This window comes from Kribbella sp. NBC_00889 (genome assembly GCF_045207705.1).
Classification (GTDB): Bacteria; Actinomycetota; Actinomycetes; order Propionibacteriales; family Kribbellaceae; genus Kribbella.
This window is the reverse complement of sequence record NZ_CP108783.1, coordinates 7,118,818-7,143,865: the sequence shown is the minus strand read 5'-3', so window position 1 is coordinate 7,143,865 and position 25,048 is coordinate 7,118,818. Positions and strand designations below refer to the sequence as shown.

Annotated in this window: 21 protein-coding genes; 8 read left to right on the top strand and 13 right to left on the bottom strand. The window is 68.3% G+C overall.

The genetic code is table 11. From position 1 onward, the window contains the following. Window positions 1-96: 96 nt before the first annotated feature. Window positions 97-534, bottom strand: a complete 438-nt coding sequence (locus OG817_RS34905) for a pyridoxamine 5'-phosphate oxidase family protein (protein WP_406049076.1) — start codon at window positions 532-534, stop codon at window positions 97-99. Window positions 535-583: 49 nt separating this feature from the next. On the opposite strand from OG817_RS34905, the gene OG817_RS34900 reads away from it, so the two are divergent. After that, window positions 584-1,240 carry a winged helix-turn-helix transcriptional regulator gene (locus OG817_RS34900; protein WP_406049075.1) on the top strand — a complete coding sequence of 219 codons (657 nt, stop codon included), beginning with the start codon at window positions 584-586 and terminating at the stop codon, window positions 1,238-1,240. Window positions 1,241-1,267: 27 nt separating this feature from the next. Here OG817_RS34900 and OG817_RS34895 read toward each other — a convergent pair whose 3' ends face one another. The 10 genes from OG817_RS34895 to pseB form a co-directional block, all read right to left on the bottom strand. After that, window positions 1,268-1,891, bottom strand: a complete 624-nt coding sequence (locus OG817_RS34895) for a class I SAM-dependent methyltransferase (protein ID WP_406049074.1) — start codon at window positions 1,889-1,891, stop codon at window positions 1,268-1,270. A 63-nt stretch (window positions 1,892-1,954) separates the two neighbouring features. Further along, the gene (locus OG817_RS34890) at window positions 1,955-4,198 is read right to left on the bottom strand and encodes a hypothetical protein (protein ID WP_406049073.1); all 2,244 of its coding nucleotides are present in this window, start codon (window positions 4,196-4,198) and stop codon (window positions 1,955-1,957) included. Window positions 4,199-4,553: 355 nt separating this feature from the next. After that, window positions 4,554-6,206: a cation acetate symporter gene (locus OG817_RS34885; RefSeq protein WP_406049071.1), complete on the bottom strand. Its 1,653-nt coding sequence runs from the start codon at window positions 6,204-6,206 to the stop codon at window positions 4,554-4,556. After that, window positions 6,203-6,544, bottom strand: a complete 342-nt coding sequence (locus OG817_RS34880) for a DUF485 domain-containing protein (protein ID WP_360442670.1) — start codon at window positions 6,542-6,544, stop codon at window positions 6,203-6,205. Before OG817_RS34880 ends, OG817_RS34885 begins: the two co-directional genes overlap by 4 nt. A 105-nt stretch (window positions 6,545-6,649) precedes the next feature. Beyond that, window positions 6,650-7,489: a class I SAM-dependent methyltransferase gene (locus OG817_RS34875; protein WP_396390999.1), complete on the bottom strand. Its 840-nt coding sequence runs from the start codon at window positions 7,487-7,489 to the stop codon at window positions 6,650-6,652. Window positions 7,490-7,527: 38 nt separating this feature from the next. Next, entirely contained in the window at window positions 7,528-8,262 is a 735-nt protein-coding gene (locus OG817_RS34870) for a cytidylyltransferase domain-containing protein (RefSeq protein WP_396391000.1), read from the bottom strand. Beyond that, the gene (locus OG817_RS34865) at window positions 8,253-9,065 is read right to left on the bottom strand and encodes a hypothetical protein (RefSeq protein ID WP_396391002.1); all 813 of its coding nucleotides are present in this window, start codon (window positions 9,063-9,065) and stop codon (window positions 8,253-8,255) included. The genes OG817_RS34870 and OG817_RS34865 overlap by 10 nt, the downstream gene beginning before the upstream one ends. Next, the gene (locus OG817_RS34860; RefSeq protein WP_396391003.1) at window positions 9,065-10,567 is read right to left on the bottom strand and encodes a hypothetical protein; all 1,503 of its coding nucleotides are present in this window, start codon (window positions 10,565-10,567) and stop codon (window positions 9,065-9,067) included. Before OG817_RS34860 ends, OG817_RS34865 begins: the two co-directional genes overlap by 1 nt. A 25-nt stretch (window positions 10,568-10,592) precedes the next feature. Next, window positions 10,593-11,717, bottom strand: a complete 1,125-nt coding sequence (locus tag OG817_RS34855; protein WP_406049067.1) for a DegT/DnrJ/EryC1/StrS family aminotransferase — start codon at window positions 11,715-11,717, stop codon at window positions 10,593-10,595. 12 nt (window positions 11,718-11,729) lie between these two features. After that, on the bottom strand, window positions 11,730-12,710 hold the full coding sequence (pseB, locus tag OG817_RS34850) for a UDP-N-acetylglucosamine 4,6-dehydratase (inverting) (RefSeq protein WP_406049066.1): 981 nt from the start codon (window positions 12,708-12,710) through the stop codon (window positions 11,730-11,732). 185 nt (window positions 12,711-12,895) lie between these two features. Here pseB and OG817_RS34845 point away from each other — a divergent pair, with 185 nt between their 5' ends. Beyond that, window positions 12,896-13,924, top strand: a complete 1,029-nt coding sequence (locus tag OG817_RS34845; RefSeq protein WP_406049064.1) for a PseG/SpsG family protein — start codon at window positions 12,896-12,898, stop codon at window positions 13,922-13,924. Window positions 13,925-13,995: 71 nt separating this feature from the next. On the opposite strand, the gene OG817_RS34840 is transcribed toward OG817_RS34845, so the two are convergent. Continuing rightward, a complete protein-coding gene (locus OG817_RS34840; RefSeq protein WP_406049062.1) occupies window positions 13,996-15,054 on the bottom strand; it encodes a putative sugar O-methyltransferase in 1,059 nt (352 codons plus the stop codon). 236 nt (window positions 15,055-15,290) lie between these two features. Between OG817_RS34840 and OG817_RS34835 the strand changes: the two genes are divergently transcribed. After that, complete coding sequence (locus OG817_RS34835; RefSeq protein WP_406049060.1) at window positions 15,291-16,286, top strand: glycosyltransferase family 2 protein; 996 nt, start codon at window positions 15,291-15,293, stop codon at window positions 16,284-16,286. 12 nt (window positions 16,287-16,298) lie between these two features. Then, entirely contained in the window at window positions 16,299-17,051 is a 753-nt protein-coding gene (locus OG817_RS34830) for an N-acetyltransferase (protein WP_406049058.1), read from the top strand. A gap of 45 nt (window positions 17,052-17,096) precedes the next feature. On the opposite strand, the gene OG817_RS34825 is transcribed toward OG817_RS34830, so the two are convergent. After that, the gene (locus OG817_RS34825) at window positions 17,097-17,825 is read right to left on the bottom strand and encodes a class I SAM-dependent methyltransferase (protein WP_406049057.1); all 729 of its coding nucleotides are present in this window, start codon (window positions 17,823-17,825) and stop codon (window positions 17,097-17,099) included. Between the two features lie 202 nt (window positions 17,826-18,027). Between OG817_RS34825 and OG817_RS34820 the strand changes: the two genes are divergently transcribed. From OG817_RS34820 to OG817_RS34805, 4 genes are read left to right on the top strand one after another with little or no spacing between them, the layout of a single operon-like run. Further along, the gene (locus OG817_RS34820) at window positions 18,028-20,310 is read left to right on the top strand and encodes a glycosyltransferase (protein WP_406049056.1); all 2,283 of its coding nucleotides are present in this window, start codon (window positions 18,028-18,030) and stop codon (window positions 20,308-20,310) included. Then, window positions 20,310-21,128, top strand: coding sequence for a hypothetical protein (locus tag OG817_RS34815; protein WP_406049055.1), 819 nt, complete (start codon window positions 20,310-20,312; stop codon window positions 21,126-21,128). Before OG817_RS34820 ends, OG817_RS34815 begins: the two co-directional genes overlap by 1 nt. Next, complete coding sequence (locus tag OG817_RS34810; RefSeq protein WP_406049053.1) at window positions 21,121-22,794, top strand: hypothetical protein; 1,674 nt, start codon at window positions 21,121-21,123, stop codon at window positions 22,792-22,794. The genes OG817_RS34815 and OG817_RS34810 overlap by 8 nt, the downstream gene beginning before the upstream one ends. Then, window positions 22,785-25,034 (top strand): glycosyltransferase family 2 protein, encoded by a 2,250-nt coding sequence (locus tag OG817_RS34805; RefSeq protein ID WP_406049052.1) that lies wholly within the window; start codon window positions 22,785-22,787, stop codon window positions 25,032-25,034. The genes OG817_RS34810 and OG817_RS34805 overlap by 10 nt, the downstream gene beginning before the upstream one ends. Window positions 25,035-25,048 lie beyond the last annotated feature (14 nt).

The window sequence follows — 25,048 nt, the reverse complement described above, 5'->3', positions numbered from 1 at the left end:
GGCTAGCCGAGCGTCAACGGTTCGTGACGCTTGGTGGATCGCCGTGCCCAGGAACCGCCGCCGCGTCTGCATGGCGGAGCGCTGTCCCGGCGCGGGTCAGGCCGAGTTGTCGGCGGAGAACCAGCGGGATGGGGTGAAGGTGAAGAGGGTGATCGTGCTGTCGGGGTTGTCGACCTCGCTGTGGGCGAACTGCTGCGCGGCCTCCTCCGGCATGTAGCGGCGGAGGATGGTCAGCATCTGCTCCACGATCGGCCGGGTGACGGAGTCCAGCGTCGCCTCGACCGTGACGTACTTTGTCGGCCAGGTCTCCTCCTGCACCAGAAACGTGATCACGCCGGCGGCTTTGATCGCGTCGATCCGGGCAGGGGTCCGGCCCTGGGTCGCGGTGAACATGGTGAGTGCGCCGTCTGGTTCGTAGGCGTAGAAGGTCGGCACGGTGGTCGGCGGCAGACCGTCGGTACGGCCGACGCTCACCACCCCGACGTGCTGCCCGGCCAAGAACTCCTCGCGCTGCTGCCTGTTCATAATCGCCATGCAGCAAGCTTGCAAAAAGCAAGTAGGCTCTGTCAAGTAGACTGAAGTCATGACGACGAAGACCTACGGCCAGTACTGCGGGGTGGCCCGCGCGCTCGAGCTCGTCGGGGAGCGCTGGGCGCTGCTGATCGTCCGGGACCTGCTGGTCGGCCCGAAGCGGTACACGGACCTGCGGGCGGGGCTGCCGAAGATCCCGACGAACGTGCTCGCCACCCGGCTGAAGGAGCTGGAGAGCGCGGGCCTGGTGGAGCGTCGGGTGCAGCCGCGGCCGTCGGGCGCGATCGTCTACGAGTTGACGCCGTACGGGCTGGAGTTGGACACGGTCGTGCTGGCGCTCGGCCGGTGGGGAGCGCGATCGCTCGGCGAGTTGCGGCCGGGTGAGATCGCCACCGCGGACTCGCTGGCGATGGCGCTGCGATCGACGTACCACCCGTTGAAGCGGGGGATGGGCAAGCTCGCCTATGAAGTGCGCTTCGGCGAGATCGTCATCCATGCGACGTGTTCGGGCTCGACGCTGACAGCGGTGCCTGGGTCTTTCTCCGAGCCGGTGCCGTCCAACCTGGTCGTGGTCGAGGCCCTCGCGCCGCTCACCCCGCTGCTGACCGGAACGATCGACGGCGCGAAGGCCCTCGCTGAGGGGATCGTCGGCAAGCAGGCAACCGCCGCGGAGCTGGACGTCTTCGCGGCGACCTTCAGGATCGAATGAGAGGGCCGGCTCTAGGGAGCGGGCCCTCTATTCGGCCCACGGTCGGTTCGGCGCGGTCATCCTCATCATCCAGTAGCTCGCTGGAACATGGGTGGCATCATCGATCACTTTGCCCTCGACCTGGCCGAAGGACTGCAGGGCGAGCTTCTCGAACGCCGGCGGCTCCCGGACGTATTCGCCGCGGTCGTTCGCCGACATCCACCGCGAGATCCGGCCCTGGTTCGGCTCGAAGCAGGTGTCCAGGCTGATCACCCGGCCGCCGGGGCCCAGCACGCTCGCGGCCAGGTTGAGCAGATGTGTGCACTGCTCGTCCGACAGGTGGTGCAGCAGCCCGAGCAGCAGCACCACATCGATCGGCGGCAGCGATCGGGCAGCGGTTTCGTCGAAGTTGCCGCAATGGAAGCTGGCGTTCTCGCCGCCGAAGTGCTCCTTGGCCCAGTCGATGTACGGCGCATCTGTGTCGAACCCGTGGTAGTTCAGCGGTTGGGGCAGACGCGGGAAGTAGTACGCGGGACCGCAGCCGATGTCCAGGACGGTTTCACCCGGCTGGATCTCCTCGATGCAGCGATATCGCAAGCGGTCGGCGCCGACGATGCGCTGCAGCAGGACGTAGGCGCGCACATGCTTGAGAAGGCCTTTCAGACCGTCCATGGGTATCTCCTCCTGAGGATTGATCATGCTTCAGCATCTCGACGCGTAAATCAACGAACTTGTTCAGTCCCTCAGTTCGTAGACGATGACTTGCCCTTGGGTAAACCTCCGGTCGGCGAGCTCGTCGAGAGTGCGCTCGGCGACCCTGCCCTTTCGCGAGTCCGCGAAGATCCAGCGGACGCCGTAATCGCGGCGCAAGGTCTCCAGCACCTCAGGCGTTGGCGCCGTGAGTGCCTTCGTCGTCAGCTCCACCCGGTCGGGCCAGGGCGATGGCTGCAGGCTGTAGCCGACGTTCCGTTCGCCTTGGTTGGCCAGCGACTGCTGGGTGTAGGCCCAGCCCTCCATCAGCGTTCGGTGACCGCCGACACCGCTGACCAGGTAGCCACGCGCGTCGCAGACCGGACCTGGTCGTTGTCGCGACAGGCAGGCGGTGTTCGTCACGACCACGTCGTACCGTCCAGCGTTGCGATCCAGCCAGAGCGCGGCTTGGATCTCGTCCGTGGTGTACAACGGAACCGCCGGGACCGGGATCTGCCCGCCCTCCCCGGTGACCCCGTCCGCCGCGTTGCGCCAGTCCGACCAGGGCCGGCTGGGCAGGGCGAGGCCGACCGCGACGCACATCAGCAGGGCCAGGCCGAGGCCACGAACCTGTGGACGGACGGCGCGGAGGACAAGCCAGCCGAGCAGCCCGGCCACGAGTACCGCCGCAAGCCACAGCATCGGCTCGGTCACCGCCCGCGTGATCTCCGCCGGGGAGACAGGCCGGGAGTCGATGTTGCCGAACACCCGGATCGCCAGGGCGAGCGCCGCACCGGCCAGCAGGCCACCGGCGATGATCACCCGGCGGGCCACGCGGCGGTGTCCGGTGACCGCGCCGTGGACCACGTATCCCGCGGCGACGCCGGCGAAGGGCAGCGCGCCGCCGAGGAAGTAGAACTCACCAAAACTCGGATGGTCGACGACCAGGAATCCGAGCAGCGAGGCGACGAGCGTGCCGACCAGCCACCACTGCACCGGATCGGTACGGGTCCGGCGCTGTACGAGACCAAGGAATGCCACGGCCACCACCGCCCGGCTCACCACCACGGCCACAAGGATCGCGATCGCCCAGGTCATCGTCTGCTGGTCGGTGTCACGAAGCCCTTCGATGATCCATCCACCCGGCGCCGGAGGGCCGGTGAGACCGGTCAGAGCGGTGTATCCCGGGAAGGCCCGCAAGGCCCCGAACAAGCGCAGCGGAGTACCTGCGGTGCTACCCGCGACAGTCAGCATCGATGCCACCAAAACACCCACCAGTGCGACGCCGAAGCCGACGGTCGGCCAGGGGATGCGTCTGTTTCGCACCAGCAGGAACAACGCCGCCAGGCCGGTCCCGCCGAGCAGTAGCGGCACAGCGGTGGGCTTGGAGCCGGCGGATACGCAGACGACCAGCATCACGATCACCCAGGACCGTCTCGGGGCACCGCGGTACAAGGCGCCGAGCACCAGCGCCGCGGCTCCGACGCTGACCGCCGTCCCGAAGGACTGCGACGGACTCAGGAAAACGAGTGGTGCGGACCCGACGCCGCCGACGTACTTCCAGACTGCGACCCGCTGGACGACCGTCGTCACCGCGACCGCGAACGGGGCGGTCCACCAGACACCGCTGACCTGGCGCGCGAGTGCGGCCACCGCGAGGACGAGCCCGATGATGATCGGGGCGAACCATAGTCTGAACAGCACGATCCGGGGGTCGATTCCGGTGATCTGTGCTGCCGACGCCAGGTGTGCGTCGGCGAACCAGTGGTACTGCATCGTCTCGCCCGCCACCTGCGGGATCTGCGGCGGGACGGAGCGGCCCAGCTCGTGCACGATCCCTAGGTGCCAGAGCATGTCCTGGTAGTAGTCGCCGCCGTTCTCGGGGACCGACGTGGCGCTGACCGTGGTGCCGTAGTACACCAGCAACGTCGCCGAGAGGAGCAGCGCCAGCGTGGCGCCCCAGGCAAGCGGCAGCCGCGGCGCGTCCTGCGCCCGCCAGCAGCGCCGCAACCGCGGTACTGCGGCGAAGACCACCAGCACCGCCGCGGGCCACACCACCAACCACTGCTGCACCCCAGCAGCCGTGAACAACGCCCACCCCGGCAACTCGTAGGAGAGCCCCACGACGATGCCGAGGCCCACGTCCTCCGGCCAGGTCCGCCGACCCGGCGCGAAAGCTCGCAGCAGCAACACTCCCGGAAGCACCACACAGCCCGAGAAGTAGGCCGAGTAGCGGAGGATGTCGCCGTCGGTCACCCCTGTGCCTGCAAGTACCCAGTACGCGGTCACCGCGGGGAGTAGCCAGACGAGTGCACTCAGAAACGGTGGCCAGACAGACCTGCCGGACCGGACCGTCATCAAGACGGTCCCTTGGTGACAGGAATCAGGTCGGACATAGTAGTGGAGCCTAACCGTTGCTGAAAACCTTCGTCGCGGAATAGATCACAGGGCGGCGAACGTCTGGTTGCCAGCGGCATCCTTCGCGCGGACGAAGGACGGGACCGGTGCGCTGGCCGGCTGTCGTACCCGGTGACGCCGGCGTTGTCTCCACAGCCGGACAGCAGAGCGGCGGCAGCCGCGGGCATCAGCCCGAGGAACCGCCGCCGACTCCGCATGCACGAACGCTGGACCCACCAGGGGGCGACTAGTGCTTGGCCGGACCCTCCGCGCCGGCGCCGGTGAGGGAGCGGACGGAGAGCTCGTTGTAGCGGGCTTCGCTGGACCTGTCCTTGCCGAGGTAGGTGCCGAGTACGCCGAACAGGAAGCCCAGCGGGATCGACACGATGCCCGGGTTCGACAGCGGGAACCAGGAGAAGTCGGAGCCGGTGATCATCGAGGTCGGTGTACCGGACACGACCGGCGAGAAGATCACCAGGACGACCGCGGAGATCAGGCCGCCGTAGATGCTCCAGGCGGCGCCGGAGGTGTTGAACCGCCTCCAGAACAGGTTGAACAGCAGCGCCGGCAGGTTCGCGGACGCGGCGACGGCGAACGCCAGCGCGACCAGGAACGCGATGTTCAGCTTCTGCGCCGGGATAGCGAGCGCGATCGAGACCGCGCCGATCCCGACCGCCGCGAACCGGGCGACCCGCAGCTCGTCCTTCTCGCTGGGCTTGGTCTTGGCGATCACGTTCGCGTACAGGTCATGCGCGAACGACGACGCCGAGGTCAGGGTCAGGCCCGCGACCACCGCCAGGATGGTGGCGAACGCGACCGCTGCGATCAGCGCCAGCAGGATCGAGCCGCCGATCGAGCCGGCGCCACCTCCGACGGACTCGGCCAGCAGCGGCGAGGCCACGTTGCCCTTCGACTCCGCGACTGCTGAACCCTTGCCGGTGTCGAGCAGCGCGGCTGCACCGAAACCGAGCGCCAGCGTCATCAGGTAGAACGCACCGATCAGGCCGATCGCCCACTGCACCGACCGGCGTGCGGTCTGCGAGTCGGGCACGGTGTAGAAGCGGATCAGGATGTGCGGCAGACCGGCCGTACCGAGGACCAGCGCCAGGCCGAGGGACAGGAAGTCGATCTGTCCGACCAGGTCCTTGCCGTAGAGCAGCCCGGGCTGCAGGAACGCCTCGCCCTTGCCGGAATTGTCCGCGGCCGCGCCGAGCAGGTCGGACAGGTTGAAGTGGAACTTCACCAGCACCAGGAAGGTGATGAGCACCGTGCCGGCCATCAGCAGCACGGCCTTGACGATCTGCACCCAGGTCGTGCCCCGCATGCCGCCGATGGTCACGTAGATGATCATCAGCGCGCCGACCAGGATGATCACGGCCGCCTTCACGCCGTCCCCCTTCACGCCGAGCAGCAGCCCGACGAGCGAACCGGCGCCGACCATCTGGGCCAGCAGATAGAAGATCGACACCACGATCGTCGAGGTCGCGGCCGCGGTCCGGACCGGCTTCTGCCTCATCCGGAACGCGAGCTGATCGGCCATCGTGAACCGCCCCGAGTTCCGCAGCAGTTCGGCGATGAGCAACAGCGCGACAAGCCACGCGACGAGGAACCCGATCGAGTAGAGGAAGCCGTCGTACCCGAACAGGGCGATCTGGCCGGAGATACCGAGGAACGACGCCGCGGACATGTAGTCGCCGGAGACGGCGAGACCGTTCTGCGCGCCGCTGAACGAGCGGCCGCCGGCGTAGTAGTCGGCCGCGGTCTGGTTCTGGCGGGACGCCCACCAGGTGATGTACAGCGTCACGGCGACGACCGCGGAGAACAGCGAGATGGTCAGGGCCCGGTTGCCCGGCTCGGCGTCGGCCAGCGGGATCAGGACCGGGATGGTGAGGACGTTCACCGGCGGCGCTCCCTCTTGTACTTCGCGTTCAGCCCATGGGCCAGCGGGTCGAGCTTGCGGTTCGCGAACCGGCCGTACAGCGCGGCGATCACGAAGGTGGACACGAACTGCAGCAGGCCGAAGATCAAGGCCACATTGATATGCCCCACCACCTGGTGGTCCATGAAGCCGCGGGCCCAGTTGCAGCAGGCGACGTACGCCAGGTACCAGGCCATGAACGCGATGGTCCACGGCACCACGAAATTCTTGTAGCGCGTTTTCAGCTTGGTGAAGTCGGCCGCCTCGTGCACCGCCTCATAGGCGCGGGCATCCCGCTCGCGCACCATCTCGTTGTCCATGAGCTTCCCTGTTCTCCAATGGCACAGCGCTGAACCCGAACACGTGCACGTTAGCCCCATGTCGCGGATTTGTGACCCACCGCAACCAAAACGTTTCGGGGAATGCTAGAGATGCGGGGCAACCGGGGCGTCGAGAGTACGGCGGTAGTTCGCCAGGTCGCTGGGCCGAGCCCGGTAGCAGTCGGTGAGGTAGGGCATCCGGAGCGGCTCCGGCGGTCGCGCAGTGTTGTCGTAGATGGCGTCGACCTGGTCCACTACGGCGTCGCGCCGGGACTCGGTCAGGACGGCGACCCGCGAGTGCGACAGGGCCAGTTGCCGAAGGCCCGCACGGTCCAGGTCCTGCCAGTGCCGGAACCGGGCCGTCTCCACCAGGGCGAACAGGTCCGACTGCAGCAGGATCGGCATCGGGTCGAACTGGTCGCCGCCGAAGTCGTCGCCCCTGATCGCGCGGTCGAACCGGCGCACCCAGGGAACCACCCGGTCGGCGTCGTTCCACAGCAGGCCGAGGACGCCGTTGGGCCGCAGCACCCGGGCGATCTCGGGCAGCGCCCGGGCGTGGTCGAACCAGTGGAACGCCTGGCCGACGACCACCGCGTCGACCGAGCCGTGTGCCAGCGGGATCGACTCGGCCGCGCCGACCATCGTGTCGATCCCGGGGCGCCGACGGCACACCGACAGCATCTCCTCGGACGGATCGACCGCGACCACGTCGTGCCCCAGCCCGGCCGCGACCGCGGCCAGCTTCCCGGTGCCGGCGCCGAGGTCGAGGACCTGCAGCCGGCCCGGGCCGAGGATCCAGGTCAGCGCCTCGGCGGGAAACGTCGGCCGGCCGGCGTCGTACGCGGTCGCCACGGCGCCGAAGGACTTGGCGCGGGCCGCGTTCGAGCCGGTCTCCGGCGTGTCCCGGCCGGTCGCCCGCTCCGGTGCTGGATCATCGGTGGTCATCACCGCAAATCATGCCGTAGCGGCGGGCTAGCGCGTTGTCACTCGCCGAGCTTCTTCTGTTCGATGTGCGCGTTGAGCGCGGCCAGCTCCGGATGCGCGTCCAGCACCGCGACCAGTTCGGCGCAGGTCAGCCGGTCCGCGCCGTATTCCTCGATCAGGATCTCGAGCAACTTCTGGTCGTCCGGGGTGTCCAGTGTCAGCCGGTACTGCGAACCTCCGCCGGACCAGGGCAGGTTCCGCAGCCGGATGTCGCCCGGCCGGTTCTGGTGCAGGTACGGCGTCACGTGCTCGCGGTCGGCCGGCAGCGTCGCCTGCTCGTCCGCGTCGAGCAGCCGCGCGGCGGAGAACACCTCGTAGTCCATTCCGCGCGGATGGGTCCTCTCCAGGCAGTTGGACAGGTAGAGGTTCTCGTCCTTCTCGGACCGCCAGCTGTCGACGCCCTCGGCAACGACCTGCGGATCGATCAGCGGGCAGTCGGAGGTCACCCGGACGATGCCGTCCAGCTGGTGCGCGCGGGTCGCCCCGGCGAACCGGCTCAGCACATCCTCCTCGCTACCCCGGAACACGGGGATGCCGGTCTGCTCGGCCAGGTGTACGACGGGATCGTCGTCGGGGTTCGTGGTCGTTGCCACGATCACCGGAAGCCCGGTCAGGCAGAGCCGGTCGAGGTGGTGCTGCAGGTAGGTCCGGCCGCCGGCGGTCCGCAGGACCTTCGCGGGGAGCCGGGTACTGGTCGCCCGCACCTGGGTGATGATGCCGATCTTCAGTTCCACCGGAACAACTCCCTGATCTCGGCGGGGCAGGCGAGGTGGTCGACGCCCAGCTCGGTATCGGTGAACTCACGTGCGACGTCGAGCGGCACGAACGGCTGGTCCATCTCCGGCCACAGCCGTTTGATCCTGGCCTGCCCGCCGAACGAGGGGTGCTCGTGCTCCAGCACCATCGGGTCACCGTACACCCCTGGCTGCATGCCGATCGAAGCGCCGTACAGGACCGCGGAGCTGAGCCGGTTGGAGGCGACCCGCCGGTGCTTGCGCAGCTCGGTCAGCTGCTTCACGAGGAAGTCGGCGTCGGTCCGCCGCCAGTGCAGGCCGCGATATCCGTGCGTGATCACCCGAAAGCCGGCGCTCTTGTAGACGTTGCGGATCGCGGGGTTCTCGTACTCGTTCCAGTACAGGCAGACCGTCACCGGCCCGGTCTCGTGCTCCTTGATCGAGGCAACGATACGGCCGTGGTCACCGAGCACGTTCTGGCCTTCCCAGCCGTGGAACGGGTAGAAGATGGTGCCTTCGGCATCTTCCGCCGGAGTGGCCAGCTCGGGATGCACCTGCAGCAGATACAGCCAGACGGAGCCGATCACCGAGTAGTTCCGCAGTCCCATCGACCAACCGCGCCGGCGGACGCTGTCCGACCAGACGTACAGCGGCATCCCCGGCGCGAACGTCGTGCCGTGGGCGAATCCGTCCAGGATGTTCCAGCCGTGCTGAAGGTATCCCCAGATGTACGGCGGTTTCTGGTATCCGGCGTACGACGCCATGACGTTCGCGTGCCCGTAGAAGTGATTCGCGTGGTGCATCAGCGTCCCCGGAGCTTCCGCGGCAGTCGCTGAACCCTCCGCACCGTCCGCCTCACGTGCCGGCGGACCACCCGCAGTGGGCCGGTCACGGTATGGCCTACGCGGTACGGCTTCGACTGGCGGATCCCGACGATCTGGCCATGGAACAGGTGCCCCCGTGCGCTGGCGGCAGCCAGCTCCTCCGAGAGGCGCGCGACGGTCACCAGCTGCTCGGCACTACCGAGTGGCCTGACCATCTCGCTTGGTGGCGAAAGCCACTTCGTCACCGTGATTCCCACCATCGAGGCGAGCCGTGCCGTCAACCCGTCGGGGTAGCCACCCGCAGACCACGGCTGCCTCGATCCGCCTTCCATCGAACGACGGACGAAGCGTGCCAGGTGCGCGACGACCAGTGCGTCGCCACGTACAGGTACGGGCTCACCGTCTTCGTCGACCTGAAAGACTCCGATGCCGGACTCGGAGAACACCCGGAACGACATGCCGTCGATAATCACGTTGTCCGGAGCGGCGATCTTCGCGGTGTCGTAGTGCTGTGCACGCAACCACGACACGTAATCGGGAACAACACGCCGCACCGCCGCCTGATCGTCGACCCGGAGAGCGGAGAGCAGGTACTCCTCCAGCAGGACACCCGAGCCACCCGGGACCGCATCGGCGGGGAGCACACCGGGCAGGTCGTGGGCGGCGGTGACGACGTACCAAGCCGGGGCCAGTTCGACGCTCAGGCCGGCCCGGACCGTGTCCTGCACGAAGCGATACGGGTCCATCAGGGCCGGACCGGCGTACCGGTCGGCCATGGCGCGGGCGGCCACCGCAGCCGGCAGCGGTCCACTGACGTCCGTGAGCGCGACCTCGGCGTCGACCAGCGACGGAAACACTGCGTACGTTCCCGCGATGTCGAGGCCGGCCTCCTCGAGGGCAGTGCGGAGCGGTTTCAGGCCGACGGGTGCGGCGTCGGTGAGATCGCACCCCCAGTCCTCGTCTCGTGGCAGCGCGGCGGTGATGTCGGGCTGGAGCAAGCGCTCGACGCCGAACTGGTTCTCGGCCCCGAGCAGCAGACGGCCTGAGGAAGCGAGCCGATCCTGTAGAGCGGCCAGAGCGTCCGCCCAGCTGAGCTTCGACGTGTCCGGACCGACGAGTCGGCCCAGTCCGTCGAGCGCGACCACCGCGTCGTACCCGGACGAGTTGCCGTACGCCGGGGTAAAGCGGTCCAGGGCGCCGCAGAAGACCTTGTTGTCGGCGAGCGGCCGGTCGATGACTGCGGCGATCTCCTCGGCGTCCGGGGCGGAACGCACGAGGACATCCACCGAGGCGACGCGTGCGGCGACGTCGGCGATCAGGTCCAAGGAGTGCGGACCGGCGAGCAGAACGGTGTCGCTGGGCTGAAGGGCGGCGGCGAAGAGTGCTGCGGCGGCTGGTCCGGCGGCAGCCGGGCGTGCGTCGACCGGGTGGAGGTCGGACCAGTTCAGCATCTCGGCGCCGATCAAAATCGATCGGATCACAGGGGTACCTTAAGCGTCATGGATGCTAGTCAACCAGCTTCGTGATCGTCTCGATCACCTGGTCGACCTCGGCGTCGGTAAGGTCGGGGAACAGCGGGAGGGAAAGCTCCTCGGCGTAGAACCGCTCCGCGTTCGGGCAGAGGCCGCGGCGGTAGCCCTGGTTCGCGAAGACCGGGTGCCAGTAGACGGGGATGTAGTTGACCTGTACGCCGATACCGGCTGCGCGCATGCCCTCGAAGACCTCGCGTCGGCGCCCGCCGAGGACGCGGACCGGGTAAAGGTGCCAGATCGGGTCGACGCCGGCTCGCTGGACCGGGATCCGCAGTCCGTCGACGTCGCGAAGGGCCTCGTTGTAGCGGGCGGTGATCTCGGCCCGGCGACGCTTGAACTTCGCGAGCCGCTTGAGCTGGGACAACCCCAGGGCGCTACCGATGTCGGTGAGCCGGTAGTTCACGCCGTACTCGTGGACTTCCTGGTGCCAGGGGCCCTCGTCGGTGATCTCGAAGCGGTCGGGATCGCGGACGAGACCGATGAAGTGGAACTCGTGGGCCCGTCGGCCGATCGACGGGTCCTTGCAGATCACCGCGCCGCCTTCGCCGGTGGTCAGGTTCTTGGTGGGGAAGAAGGACAGCGTGGTCACATCGGCCAGGTCGCCGACCGGACGGCCGTCGGCGGTGCCGCCGATCGAGTGCGCCGCGTCCGCGAGGGTGCGGGCGCCGACGCGATCGGCCAGCGGCTGCAGGGACGCGTAGTCCGCGGCCTGGCCGGCGTAGTCGACCCCGGCGATGACCTTGGTGCGTTCACTGACCACTGACGAGACGGCGGCCGGATCGATCAGCGCGGTGTCCTCGTCGACGTCCGCGAACACCACCGTGGCGCCGAGCATCGCGGCACACGACGCGGTCGCGACGAACGTCATCGGCGTGGTGACGACCTCGTCACCCGGCCCGACCCCCAGGGCTGCGTACGCGATGTGCAGCGCCGCCGTGCCGGAGGTGCAGCTGACCGCGCGGTGCCCACCGGTCAGCTCCGAGACAGCCTGCTCGAAAGCAGCGACCGCCGGCCCCGTTGTCAGCCAGTCACCACGCAGTACAGCGGTGACCGCCTCGATGTCCTCGTCCGAGATGGACTGACGTCCGTACGGCAGCATTCAGCACCTCCTCTAGTCGGTCTCGAGGATCTTGCGGATCTCGTCGATCGTGTACCACTGGGTGTTGGTGTCCGAGGTGTAGTGGAAGCCGTCGGCCACCGGGATACTGTCGGTGGGTGCCTGGTAACCCCAGGTGGCGAGGTCTGGCTGCAGGACGTAGCGGTCACCGAACGCGAGGGCGCGGCGGCCTTCTTCCGGGCTGATCATCTCCTCGTGCAGTTTCTCGCCCGGGCGCAGGCCGACGTCGTGCATCTTCGCGCCGGGCGCGATCGCCTCGGCCAGGTCCGTGACCTTCATCGACGGGATCCGCGGTACGTACAGCTCGCCGCCTTGCATCAGGTCGAAGGAATCGACCACGAAGTCGACCGCCTGCGGCAGCGTGATCAGGAACCGGGTGCAGCGCAGGTCGGTGATCGGCAGCGACTGGCCGGCGGCGTGCAGTGCCTTGAACTTCGGGATGATCGAGCCTCGGCTGCCCATCACGTTGCCGTAGCGGACCACGCTGAACCGGGAGTCGTACGCCGCCGCGTAGTGGTTGCCGCTGATGAACAGCTTGTCCGCGGTCAGCTTGGTCGCGCCGTACAGGTTGATCGGGCTGGACGCCTTGTCGGTCGACAGTGCGACGACCTTCTTGACGCCGTTGTCGATGCTGGCCTCGATCACGTTCTGTGAGCCGACCACGTTGGTCTGAACGAACTCCCACGGGTTGTACTCGCCGCTGTCGACCTGCTTCAGCGCGGCGGCGTGCACGACGTAGTCGACCTTGTGCATGGCCCGGTGCAACCGGGACCGGTCCCGGATGTCGCCGATGAAGAACCGCAGCCGGGGGTCGTCGGCGAACAGCTGCCGGACCTCCCACTGTTTCAGCTCGTCCCGGCTGAACACGATGATCCGGCGTGGGTTCAGCCGGTTGAGTGCGTGCCGCACGAAGGCCTTGCCAAAAGACCCGGTGCCACCGGTGACGAGTATGTCGGAGCCGGTCAGGATGGACACGTCGGCGGGACCCTTCTGCGGAGACAGTTCTGGACACTGCGCGGGTAGTGCAGTCCGAACAATAGCCGCCCCGGCCGCGGCAACTTCAATCCAGATCGCAGTCCGGGGCGATCAGACCGTTCCACAAGTGCGAAGAATCACCCACCGGCCACCCGTGGAAACGGGTGAACAGATACGGTCGGGGCGTGAAGCGGGTCGGGATTCGGTGTGATGTGGGCCCGGAGCGCGGGGTCGGGCACGTGATGCGGTGCCTGGCGCTGGCGGAGGAGTTGCGGCGGCGCCAGGTCGACGTGGTGTTCGCCTGTGACGCGCATACCGTGCCGTGGGCGGCGGCGCAGATCGCGGCCCGTGGCATCGCGGTGCAGCCGGCCGTGTGGACGGCCGCCGAGCACGTGGACCTGTTCGCGCGGCTGGATCTGGACGCGGTGATCTTCGACTCCTACGACCTCGCCGGGCCGGTCTATCAGGCAGTGCGGGCGACCGGGATGCCGACGCTCGCCCTCGTCGACGGTGAGTTCCGTGGTGCCGAGGCGGAGGTGCTGGTCGACCAGAACCTCGCGGCCGAGCTGGACCACCCGGAGCTGCCCCACGGTACGGTGCGGCTGGCCGGGCTGGACTACGTGCTGATCCGCGACGAGATCCTCGAGCAGCGCCCGGCCGCGGTGCCGACGGTCCGGCCGGCGGCGAACGCCGTACCGAAGGTGTTCGCGTTCTTCGGCGGCACAGACGCGTTCGGGGCCGGGCCGCACATTGTCCGGGCACTCGCGGCGACCGGCGTACCGTTCCAGGCGACCGTGGTCGCGCCGGGTGGGGAGCTGGCCGCAAGGATCGCGGCGGTCCAGCTGGCACAGTGGCAGCGGGTCGACGTGATCGGGCCGACGGACCGGCTGGCGGCGGAGGTCCGCGCGGCCGACCTGACGATCAGTGCATCGGGTACGTCGATCTGGGAACTGCTGTGTCTCGGGGCGACGGCCGGGTTGGTGTGTGTCGTCGACAACCAGGTGGTGGGCTACGAGCGGGCGATCGGCACGGGTACGGCGGCCGGCATCGGCGTGCTGTCCGAGCTCGAGCGCGACCCGGGCGCGGCGGCAACGGTGCTGAAACGGCTCCTCACCGACGCCGCCGAACGCGCTCGCCTGGCAGCCGCCGGCTGGCGGCTGATCGACGGCCAGGGCCGCCGGCGGGTCGCCGACGCTCTGCTCGCCCTCACGTGATCTCGTAGATCGTCACGTCCAGGGCCTCGGAGTACGGGTCTGGCCGACCCGCACTCCGAGAGCCGGTTGCGTCAGTTTCTCTTCAGGACGTTGAGTTGGCGGCCGCCGTGGACGAGCGGGTCGCCGTACTGGCCGATCAGGGTGTAGCCGCGCTTCTCGAAACCGTTGAGGATGTCCGCCGACGTGACCGGTTGGAGCGAGCCCCACTCGCCGGCCTTCTGAGCTTTGACGGTGCCCAGCTTGGAGTTCAGCGAGACGGCGTACTTGACGCCCTTGGCGCACACCTTGTCGATGTAGTTGTCGACCACCTCGGGTTCCATCTCCTGGAACGAGAACGAGTTGACGAACACGTCGAAGTCGCTCTGGACGTCCTCGAGCCGCCAGCTCGGGATCACCGCGGATCCCTTCACCTCGATCGGCCCGCTGCCGGCGATCGAGCCGTCGTACACCTGAACCCGGTCGCGGCCGAACAGTTCGGTCAGGTAGTACGACGAGACGGTGACCAGGGGCGGGATGTCGATGTCGACGTACCTGGCCTCGGGGTCGCGGGACATCACGATCTCGCCGAGGACGCCGAAACCGCCGCCGATCTCCAGGAAGCTCTTCGGCGGCGTGTCGACGTGGTTCGACAGGGCCGCCATCACGATCAGGTAGTTGAGGTACGGCCGCCCGAACTTCACGCCTTCGGTCAGGCTCAGCCCGTACGCTTGCGGAGGCGTACCGACCGGGCTCTCGCCGAAGTCGTTGAGGTTCGCCGGCCAGCGGTCCTGGTTCCAGCGGATGCCGGCGACGTCGTAGTCGCGGCGGGCCTCGAAGGCGCCGTTCAGCGCCGAGGTCACCCAGTTCTTGTTCGCTCTCGGGTTGGCCTGCAGCGCCGCCTCGTAGGCCACGCCGATCGAGGCGTTGCTGAAGCCGTTGCCGTAGCGCGGATAGAACCACGCCCCGGAGGTCGGCCACGACTTGAACTTCTCCAGGCCCAGCGTGTCCATGTCATGCAGGATCTTGTCGAGCCCGAAATCCCAGAAATTGGTCGGCCGGTAGGTCGATGCACAGGTCTTGACTTCCGCGAGGGTCCGCTCGGTCAGCGCGGACCAATCCGTCGACTGCGCCATACTGCGTCCATCCGTCATGGCCAGACGCTACCCGATATGCGCCCTGCCTGTCGGCCATCGAGAACCCCCGACCACTCCCGGGCCACACTTCGCCGCTGTGTTGAGCACCCTGCGCGCCGTAACCTCGGCCTAAATGTGAAACCTGTCGTGTCACAAACGCGCGGAGTGTGTCACCGGAGCGCCCTGGCACGGTGATCCGCTGGTCTGGGGCAGGGGAGCGGTCTTCGAGTAATCTCCCGAACCGGAGGTCTCTTATGCGATCCGATCAGCCGGTGCTTTCCGTCGTCGTGCCGATGTACGACGAGGAGGACGTGCTGCCGATGTTCTTCGAGCGGATGCATCCGCTGCTGGATGGGCTCGGGGTTCCCTACGAGCTGGTCGTGGTGGATGACGGCAGCCGGGACGGGACTGCGACGCTGTTGCTGGAGGCGGCGAAGGACTGGCCGCAGTTACGGGTGGTACGGCTGCTGCGCAACAGCGGCCACCAGGCCGCGCAGTCGGCGGGGTTCCGGCGGGCGCGAGGTGAGTTCGTCGTCACGATTGACGCCGATCTGCAGGATCCGCCGGAGGTGATCGTGGAGTTCCTGGCGGCGGTGCGGGAGCAGGACGTCGATGTGGTGTACGGAGTGCGGTCGGACCGGTCGAGTGATTCGTGGGCGAAACGGACTACGGCCCGGATGTACTACCGGTTGATGTGCCGGCTGGTCGGCAAGGAGATCCCCTTCGATGCGGGCGATTTCCGGCTGGTGTCGCGGCGGGTGGTGGATGCGGTGAACGCGTTGCCGGAGGACGGCCGGGTGTTTCGGCTGGTGATTCCGTGGCTGGGGTTTCCGAGCGCTGAGGTGAAGTACGTGCGTGCGGAGCGCGCGGCGGGGGCGACGAAGTACACCGTGTCGAAGATGGTTCGGTTGGCGTTCGACGGTGTGACGGCGTTCTCGGCGGCGCCGCTGCGGTTGGCGACCTGGTTGGGGTTGCTGGGTGGGGCGATGTCGATGTTGTTCGTGGTTGGTGCGTTGATCGTCAGGGCGACCGGGCGGAGTGTTCCGGGGTGGACGTCGACGGTGTTGGCGGTGAGCGTGATCGGTGCCATCCAGCTGTTGTGTCTGGGGCTGTTGGGGGAGTACGTCGCCCGCCTGTTCCAGTCGAGTCAGCGCCGGCCGCAGTTCCTGGTCGGCTACGACAGCCTCGAGGACCCCGGCCATCACACCGTCACCGAGTCAGTCGAGGCACCCGCCAAGGACATGCCCTAAGCTCCATCCCTGATGAGTTGGTACGACGCGCTCGAGGCCGGTGAGTTGGCTGTGCGGCCGTCCGTGGAGGCGGCGAAGCGGTTCGGCGTCTCGATCGACCGCATGTCGGTGTCCGCCTCGGCCGGTACGACGCTCGCCGAGGTGCTCGCGGCGGTGGAGAGGTCGACGGCCGATGTCATCGTGTTGCGCTATCCGGCACGGGAGACGACCTGGTTCGCCGCGCTGGCGAGCGGTCCGCGCCAGGCGTTGCTGGCCGACACCGTCGTGTACTGGTCGCTCGCGGTCGGTAAAGGACGGCGGCCCGCACCGTTGGCCGGATTCACCATCCGGATCGAGGAGTCAGCCGACGACGAGCAGGTGGACGACCTGGTCGCGGACATCTTCGGCGATTCCGGGAACCACTACTGCGCCAATCCAGTGTTCGACCGCTCCCGCGCGCTGGCCGGACGGCAGGACTGGGCCCGGCGGCGGATCGCGGACACCGGGGTAGTGGTGCTGCGTGGTCCCGACCGGCGGGTGCTGGCGCTGGCCGCGCTCGACCAGCAGGGCTCCTGGACCGAGATCGAGTTGGCCGGCGTCGTACCGGCCGAGCAGGGCCGGGGCCGGTACGGGCATCTGCTCGCCGCGATCGAGGACGCCTGCACGACCAGGCGGCTGGTCGTCTCCGCCCAGGCACACCAGACGGGCATCCAGCGAATTTGGACTCGCTATGGCTTCGAGCCGGTGCATAACATGCTCACGATCCACCTCGTTGCCGCTCCGTAGGGCCGTTTGGGGAGCATCAGGCGTCGCTCTCGAGGAGCTTGCGGATCAGGGGAGGTCCACGACCGGGTCCTGCCGGCGGGCGCGGACCAGCACCGACACGCCGGGCAGCTTGCCGACAGGCAGGTACCGTTCAGCGGCGATGACCGCGGTGAGACCGAGGTTGACGAGCGGGGACAGGTCTTCCAGGTCACTGCCCGTGCTCCTCTTCCGCCGCCAGGCCGCCACCGGCCGGAGCAGAACGTTCCACGACCTGACCTCCTCGATCCGCAGGCCGGCCGAGGAGAGCAAGTTCAGCAGACCGTCCCGGTCGTACCGGCGGAAATGTCCGACGGCGGTGTCGTGTTCGCTCCACAGCTCCATGTCGCACGGTACGGCGACCAAGGCGGTGCCACCGGGCCGAAGGACCCGGGCGATCTCGCGGACCGCGGACTTGTCGTCCTCGATGTGCTCCAGCACGTCGTACGCGACGACGAGGTCCATCGCGTCGTCGGCCATGGGCAGCGCGATCGCGTCGCCGCGGATCACCGGGAGGCCGCGCCCGTGCGCGACCCCCGCTCCCTCCTCGCCGTACTCCAGCGCCGTGGCGTCCCATCCCCGGTCACGCAGGACCCTGGTGTTCCCGCCGCCGGCTGCGCCGATGTCGAGCGCCCGGCCCGGCTTCTCGCCGGTCCTCACGAGCACGTCGAGCGAGCGAGCGAGCACTCTGCGTCGCTCGCGATACCACCAGTGCTTGTGCTCGAGCGCGGCGAGCTTGCGGATCTCGGCTGCCTCCATAGCCAAATCTTGGGGTGTGAAGAGGGCCAAACGCCAATCACGTGAACGTGTCGGCCCCGCCGCATGGCCGTCAGCGAGTACCGAGCTCGTAGATCTACGGATTCGAGCCCGTGCATAACCTTCTGACCGTTCACCTCGTTGCCGCTACGTAGACAGTGCTTTTGGGGGCACACCCAGCTGCAGCGAGGGGAGTTTTGCCGGAGTGACGCCGCGGTTGAGCGTGGTGGTGCCGTTCTACAACGTCGGTGAGTACATCGGCGCTTGCCTGGACTCCATCGCCCGGCAGACCTGGACCGATTTCGAGGCGATCCTGGTCGACGACGGGTCGCCGGACGACAGCGCGGTGATCGCGAAGGAATTCTGCTCCCGTGACGCCCGGTTCCGCCTCGTCCAGCAGGACAACGCCGGCCCCGGGCCGGCCCGGGACACCGGCATCGGGTTGGCGTCCGGCGAGTATCTGGCGTTCGTCGACGGCGATGACCTGGTCTCCCGGCACGGCTTCGAGGCGCTGATCCGGACGCTGGACCGGACCGGGTCGGACCTTGCCGGCGGCAACGCCCGGCGGTTCAACAACAGCTTCGGCGTCCGGCCGTCGTGGCTCCACCGGCAGCCCTACGCCCGCGCGCGGTACGCCACCCACGTGTCCGAGGTGCCTGATCTGGTGCTGGACCGGATGCTCTGGAACAAGATCTACCGGCGATCCTTCTGGACCGAGAACGGGTACCGCTTCCCGCCGATCCGGTACGAGGACTACCCCGTCGCCCTGAAGGCGCACCTGGACGCGGTCACCGTGGACACGATCACCGCTCCGGTCTACTACTGGCGCGAGCGCGAGTCCGGCGAGTCGATCACCCAGCAGAAGTTCCAGCTCGGCAACATCCGCGACCGGGTGTTCTCAGCGGGTCTGGTGATGGACCTGGTCGAGGACAGCCTGCCGGTGATCCGCCGCCGGGTGCACGCGCACCTCGCCCAGATCGACCTGCTCACCCTGATGTCCGCGTTCGGCACTGTGCCTGCCGACGAGGAGCAACACCTGGTCGAGCTCTCGCGGGAGTTGCTCGACCGGCTCGACAACGAGGTTCTGGCGACCACCCACCGGTACGACCGGATCCAGCACGCGGCGCTCCGGTCGGGTGATGTCGAACTGCTTCGGCGGCTCGCGCTGTTCCGCAACGACGGCGGGCTTCGCGGCGGTGCGCGGACAGTGCCGCGTCCGCGGCGGCCATGGCTGCTCGACTACAGATACCCGGGCCTGCGCGAGGCCGCCGTACCGCAGGAGCTCTACTGGGTGCCGGACACTGAGCTGACCCTCGCGACGAGTGTGCGTGAGGTGGCCTGGGTCGACGGGAAGCTGTCGGTCAGAGGCACCGCGGAGATCCGGCATCTGGAGACCACACCCTCCTCGAGCCTGCAGATCTCGCTGGTCATCGACGACGTCCCGCACCGGCTCGAGGTACGCCGGTACGATGCGCCGGACCTGCACGGCGACACGACGAGGGTCGGATTCGAGGTACTGCTGGACCGCGAACTACTCGCCGAGTGCACGGGCGGCCCGGCGCATTTCGACGTACGGATGAAGTCCGGGCGGCGGGTCTGGCGGGACGTGCTCCGTGGGCAGGGACCGGGAAGTCCTGGCTGGCCGCCCGGTGCGTGGATCGACGAGACGAGCTGGATCCAGCCCGGGCCGGGCAAGAACGGATCCTTCTCCGTCCGGCGGCTGACGGATCCCTGCCGGTTGACGGCGGTCGAGCGGGAGCCGGGTGCGCTGGTGTTGCGCGGCCGGTCGTCGTTCGACGAGCCGTCGCTGTTCGTCACCCGGCCGGTGGTGGGCGGCGAGGAAGAGGTTCCGATGGAGGTCGACGGGCGTGATTTCACTGCCCGGCTGGCGATCGAGGACCTTCTGGCGCAGACGAATCCGGACGACCCGTTCGGCCAGCGGACGACGCGTGTACTCAGGCTCTGTGGTCCCGAGCAAGAGCAGAGGGTCCTGCTGTGGACCGCCGGGGAATCCGCGGTCTCGTACGCCGAGCGCGGCCGGGTGGTGACGCTGACGCGGTCCACCGGTGGATACGTGAACCTGCACGAGTCCCCGATCCGGACGGCGGCCACGCATGCCGTTGCTGTCGGCGACATGTTGGTGGTGCGCGGGTGCGATGGTGGTGACGTCGGTTTCAGCTGGCGGCGCTATATGGCCGACTCCGACGATCACCTGGACGTCGCGTGCCGCCGCACCCTGTCCGATGACGGCTGGGAGGCGGCCGCCGACCTGGACGCGTTGGTCCCGGCGCTCGCGGTGAAGGTGTCGGTGGACCCGTTGGCTTCGCTGGCCGACTGGATCCTGTTCGCGACGAAGCCTGACGGCTCGACGCACGCCGTGCAGTGCGAGCCCTTCCTGTGCAGCCGGTTGCCGTTGACGATCTCCCGCGGTGCGCACGTTCTCGCCGTACGCCCGCATGCCGGCACTCTGCACGTGGAGGTGCGCTGATGCATCATCACAATCACTACTACGGTCAGACGCACATCCTGGCTCGCTACGCGGGCCTGGACTTCGACCACCCACCGCGGCTGCGTGGATATCTGCAGCACGGCTGGAACATCGGCTGTGGCTGGAACCCGGTGCACGAGTTCTACGACGGCGCCTGGCGGTTCACCTGGAGCGACGCACCGCGGCGGCGTGGGCACGCGCTCGGCCGGCGGAACTATCACAGCATCGGCGCGCCGTTCCTGTACCTGCAGGAGTTGGAGCAGGCCGAGCCGGTCGAGCGCGAGGGCACGCTGTGGTTCCTCTTCCACGGTTGGGAGGGCGGCAAGATCCACGGCGACCATCAGCGGCTGATCGACGAGATCCGCGAGACCGAGCCCGGCCCGGTCACCTTCAGCCTCTACTACACCGAGTACGACCGTCCCGAAGTCCGCGCGTACTACGAGGACGCGGGCTTCCGGGTGGTGTCGTTCGGGCGGCGCGGGTTCTCCTACGAGGGCACCGAGCGGCGCTTCCTGTTCAAGCAACTGGACGAACTGCGGCGGCACAAGCGGGTCGCCGCCAACCGGTTGTCGACGGCAATCTTCTACGGCGTCGCGGCCGGCTGCGAACCGGCGGTGTACGGCGACCCGATGGAGATGGAAGGCGAGAATCCCTTGTTCGGTGGGCAGAGCCGGATCGAGCGGCTGTGGCCGGAGATGCTCGGCAAGTCGATCGACCTGGAAGCCGCTCGGGCGACGACCGACCTGGAGCTGGGCAAGCCCTGGATGATGCCGCCCGCCGAGTTGCGGATGCTGTTCGATTGGAGAGAGCGTGTCTGACCTGCAGGTGGTCCTCGGTGAGATGCAGCCGTGGACCGACAGCACCGACCACCGTCCGGCCCTGGCCGCTCTGCTGGCCGACGCGCTTCCGAGCGATCGCCGTGCGCTGATCGTCGGCCCGCACTCGCGCCCGCTGATCTCGGCCGTCCTCGACCGTGCTGCCGATACGACGGTCCTCGTCCGGTCGGTGGCGGACGCCGAGGGGTTGGCCGCGGAGTTCGGCGAGCGTCTGCAGATCGTGGCCGGCGCCCTCGACGGTCTGCAGGCTGAGCCGTTCCAGGTGGTCGTTGCCGCTGACGGTCTCGACCGGGTGCTGGGCTACGACAGCGCCGACCTCAGCTGGACCGAGCGGCTCCAGGCTCTGGCGACACTCGCTGCTCCCGACGCAGTGGTCGTGCTCGCTCTCGAGAACGAGTTCTCCCTGCTGAACCTGCTGGACAGCCGTCCGGCCGACCAGCGCCACGGTGACGACGAGTGGCGTCCGCTGCACGACGACCCGACCCGCCCGGTGTCGGTCGATCAGCTCGCGTCCGCCTTGCCCTGGACCGCACAGCTGTACGCCGATTTCGGCTCGCGGACGTTCGTGGCAGCCGACGTCGCCGCAGCGGCGCGGCCGGGGGAGCTGCCCACGCGGTTGGCCGTGGATGCCCTGGAGGCGGCCGATGTCCCGGTGCTCTCGCCGATCGCCGACGGCGTCGACTCGGCTGCCCGGGCCGGTCTGCTGGCCGCCATTCCCACCGGCTGGATCGCGATCTGCGGCATGCACGCCGAGCACGACCTCTACGCCCGGACCGGCCCGTCCGTCCTCACCGCAGACAAGACCCCGACCGGCTGGCAAACCTCGATCGCCGGTGGAGGCTCACCTGTTGATGGACTCCGCTTCGACCCTGCGGTCGTGCCTTCCACGGTGCCGGATGGTACGTCGGTGGAGTCCGTCCTGATCCGTTTGGCTGCGGCTGAAGACGTGCCGGCCTTCCGCAAGCTGGCCGCGTGTCTCGGAGAGTGGGCCGCAGACTCGCCGGTCGTCCTTCGGTGGGACGACGTGGTGGTCGACGGGGAGACCTTTGCTCATGGGGTTTCGCCATGGGTGACTGAGGAGCCGACGGACAGCGCGGACCTGCTGGCGGCTGCCTGGTATCGGTTCCACGAGCGGTTGATCGGTCAGCGCCGACGTCACCCGTGGCCGCCGTGGATGGTGGGCGACGATCTCGTGTCGACCTGGATGAGCATGTCCGGGGTCGAGCTGCCGGAGCCGGTGCAGGCGACCTCACCCGACACCCCACCGGCGTCGGCCGGACACGTTGCTCGGGGCAAGGAGTTGGCTGCCGCGCTGGCCGGCGTACTCGAGACTCGTGCGCATGCCGCTGCCGACGTACGCACCGCGTTGGCGGATGCTGAGCGAGCGCGGCAGGAGCTGTTCGAGCTGAGGGGGCACGTCTTCGGTCTCGAGCGCACGCTCGGGTTCCGCAACAAGGCGATGAAGACACGGGAGAACCGCATCCGCGAGCTCCGCACCCAGCTGCAGAAGGTGACCGCGGACAACAATCGCATTCGCGGATCCCGCACGTACGCGCTGTCCCGGGTGGTGTTCCACGCCGCGCAGATCCGGAAGCCGCGGGTGGTGGCGCGCAAGGTCGCTCGACGCGTGCGAAAGCGATGGCCGTGAAACCGCGGTTGAGCGTGGTGGTGCCGTTCTACAACGTCGGTGAGTACATCGGCGAGTGTCTGGACTCGATCGCCCGGCAGACCTGGGCCGACTTCGAGGCGATCCTGGTCGACGACGGCTCCTTCGACGACAGCACCGTGGTGGCGAAGGAGTTCTGCACCCGGGACTCCCGGTTCCGGCTGGTCCAGCAGGACAACGCCGGGCTCGGGCCCGCGCGCAACACCGGGGCCGACCACGCCACCGGCGAGTACGTCGCCTTCGTCGACAGCGACGACCTGGTTACGCGGCACGGGTTCGGACTGCTGGTCCGGACGCTGGACCGCACCGGCTCGGACTTCGCCGGCGGCAACGCGCGGCGGTTCAACAACAGCTACGGCGTCCGGCCGTCGTACCTCCAACGGCAGTGCTTCACCCGCGACCGCCTCGCCACCCACGTGTCGGAGACGCCCGAGCTCGTGCTGGACCGGATGGTCTGGAACAAGGTCTACCGGCGATCGTTCTGGAACGAGTACGGCTACCGCTTCCCGGCGATCCGCTACGAGGACTATCCGGTGACGCTGAAGGCGCACCTCGACGCGGTCACCGTCGACACTCTCGCGGCTCCGGTGTACTTCTGGCGTGAGCGCGAGTCGGGTGACTCGATCACCCAGCAGAAGTTCCAGCTCGGCAACATCCGTGACCGGGTCGTCTCGGCGGGGATGGTGATGGACCTGGCCGATCGCGCGCTGCCGTCGATCCGCCGGCGGGTGCACGCGCACTTCACCCAGATCGACCTGCTCGCGGTGCTGTCGGCCTTCGGTACTGTGCCCGCGGACGAGGAGCGGCAGCTTCTCGGGCTCACCCATGAACTGCTCGATCGGCTCGACCAGTCGGCGCTCGACGAAGCACCACGCTTCGACCGGTTGCAATACGCGGCGCTCCGGGCCGGCGATGTCGAGCTGCTCCGGCGGCTTGCGCGGTACCGCAGCGACGGTGGACCGGTCGGTGACGTGCGTGCGGTACGTCGCTCGCGGAGCTGGCAGCTCGACTACCCGGGCGCGCGTGAGGCCGCCGTACCGCAAGAGCTGTATCAGGCGTCGGACGAGGATCTGACGTTGGCGACGACTGTGCGCGAGGTGGCTTGGGTCGATGGCAGGTTGTCGGTCAAGGGGACGGCCGAGATCCGGCATCTGGCGACCAAGCGATCCTCGAGCCTCCGGATCGCGCTCGTCATCGCCGGGAAGTCGTATCCCCTGCGGGTACAGCGGTATCCCACGACAGACCTGCAGGGCGACACGGCGTTGGTCGGGTTCGAGGTCCGGCTGGGTCGTGAGCTGCTCGCCAAGTGCACGGCTGGTCCGGCGCACTTCGACGTACGGATGAGGTCAGGTCGTGTTCGGCGGCGGGACACCTTACATGGGCAAAGGCCGGGCAGCCCGGGGTGGCCGCCGGGGGCGTGGATCGACGACACGAACTGGATTCAGCCAGGTCCCGGCAGGGACGATGCGTTCGCTGTCCGGCGGCTGTCGGATCCGTGCCGGTTGACGTCGGTCGAGCAGACACCAGATGCGTTGGTGCTGCACGGACGGTCGTCGTTCGACCAGCCGTCGTTGTTCGTCACCCGGTCGGTGGCGGGCGGCGAGGAAGAGGTCCCGCTGGAGGTCGAGGGGCGCGACTTCACCGCGCGGTTGCCGATCCGGCCGATCATCGAGGAGACGAATCCGGACGACCCCTTCACTCAGCGGACGACGCGGGCGTTCCGGCTGCGGAGCCGCGAGGGTGAGGAACAGGTGCTGTTGTGGACGGCCGGAGACCGTCTGGTCTCGCGAGCCGAGGGCGGCCGAGCGGTGATGCTGACGCGCTCCACTGGTGGGTACGTGAACCTGCACGAGTCGCCGATCCGTACGACGGCGACCGCTGCTGTTGCTGCGGGCAACATGTTGATGGTGCGCGGCCCCGACTGGGGTGACGTTGAGTTCGCCTGGCGGCGCTACCTGCCCGACTCCGACGACCATGTCGATGTGGCCTGCCGCCAGACCATCTCGGACGACGGCTGGGCGGCGGTCGTGGACCTCGATGCGCTGATTCCGGCCCAGTCGGCGCAGGACTGGATCCTGTTCGCGACAAAGCCGGACAGTTCCTCCCACGCCGTGCAGTGCGAGCCCTTCCTGTGCAGCCGGCTACCGCTGACGATCTCCCGCGGCGCGAACGTGCTCGCCGTACGACCACATGCGGGCACGTTGCACGTCGAGGTGCGCTAGCCGGTCAGAGCAGG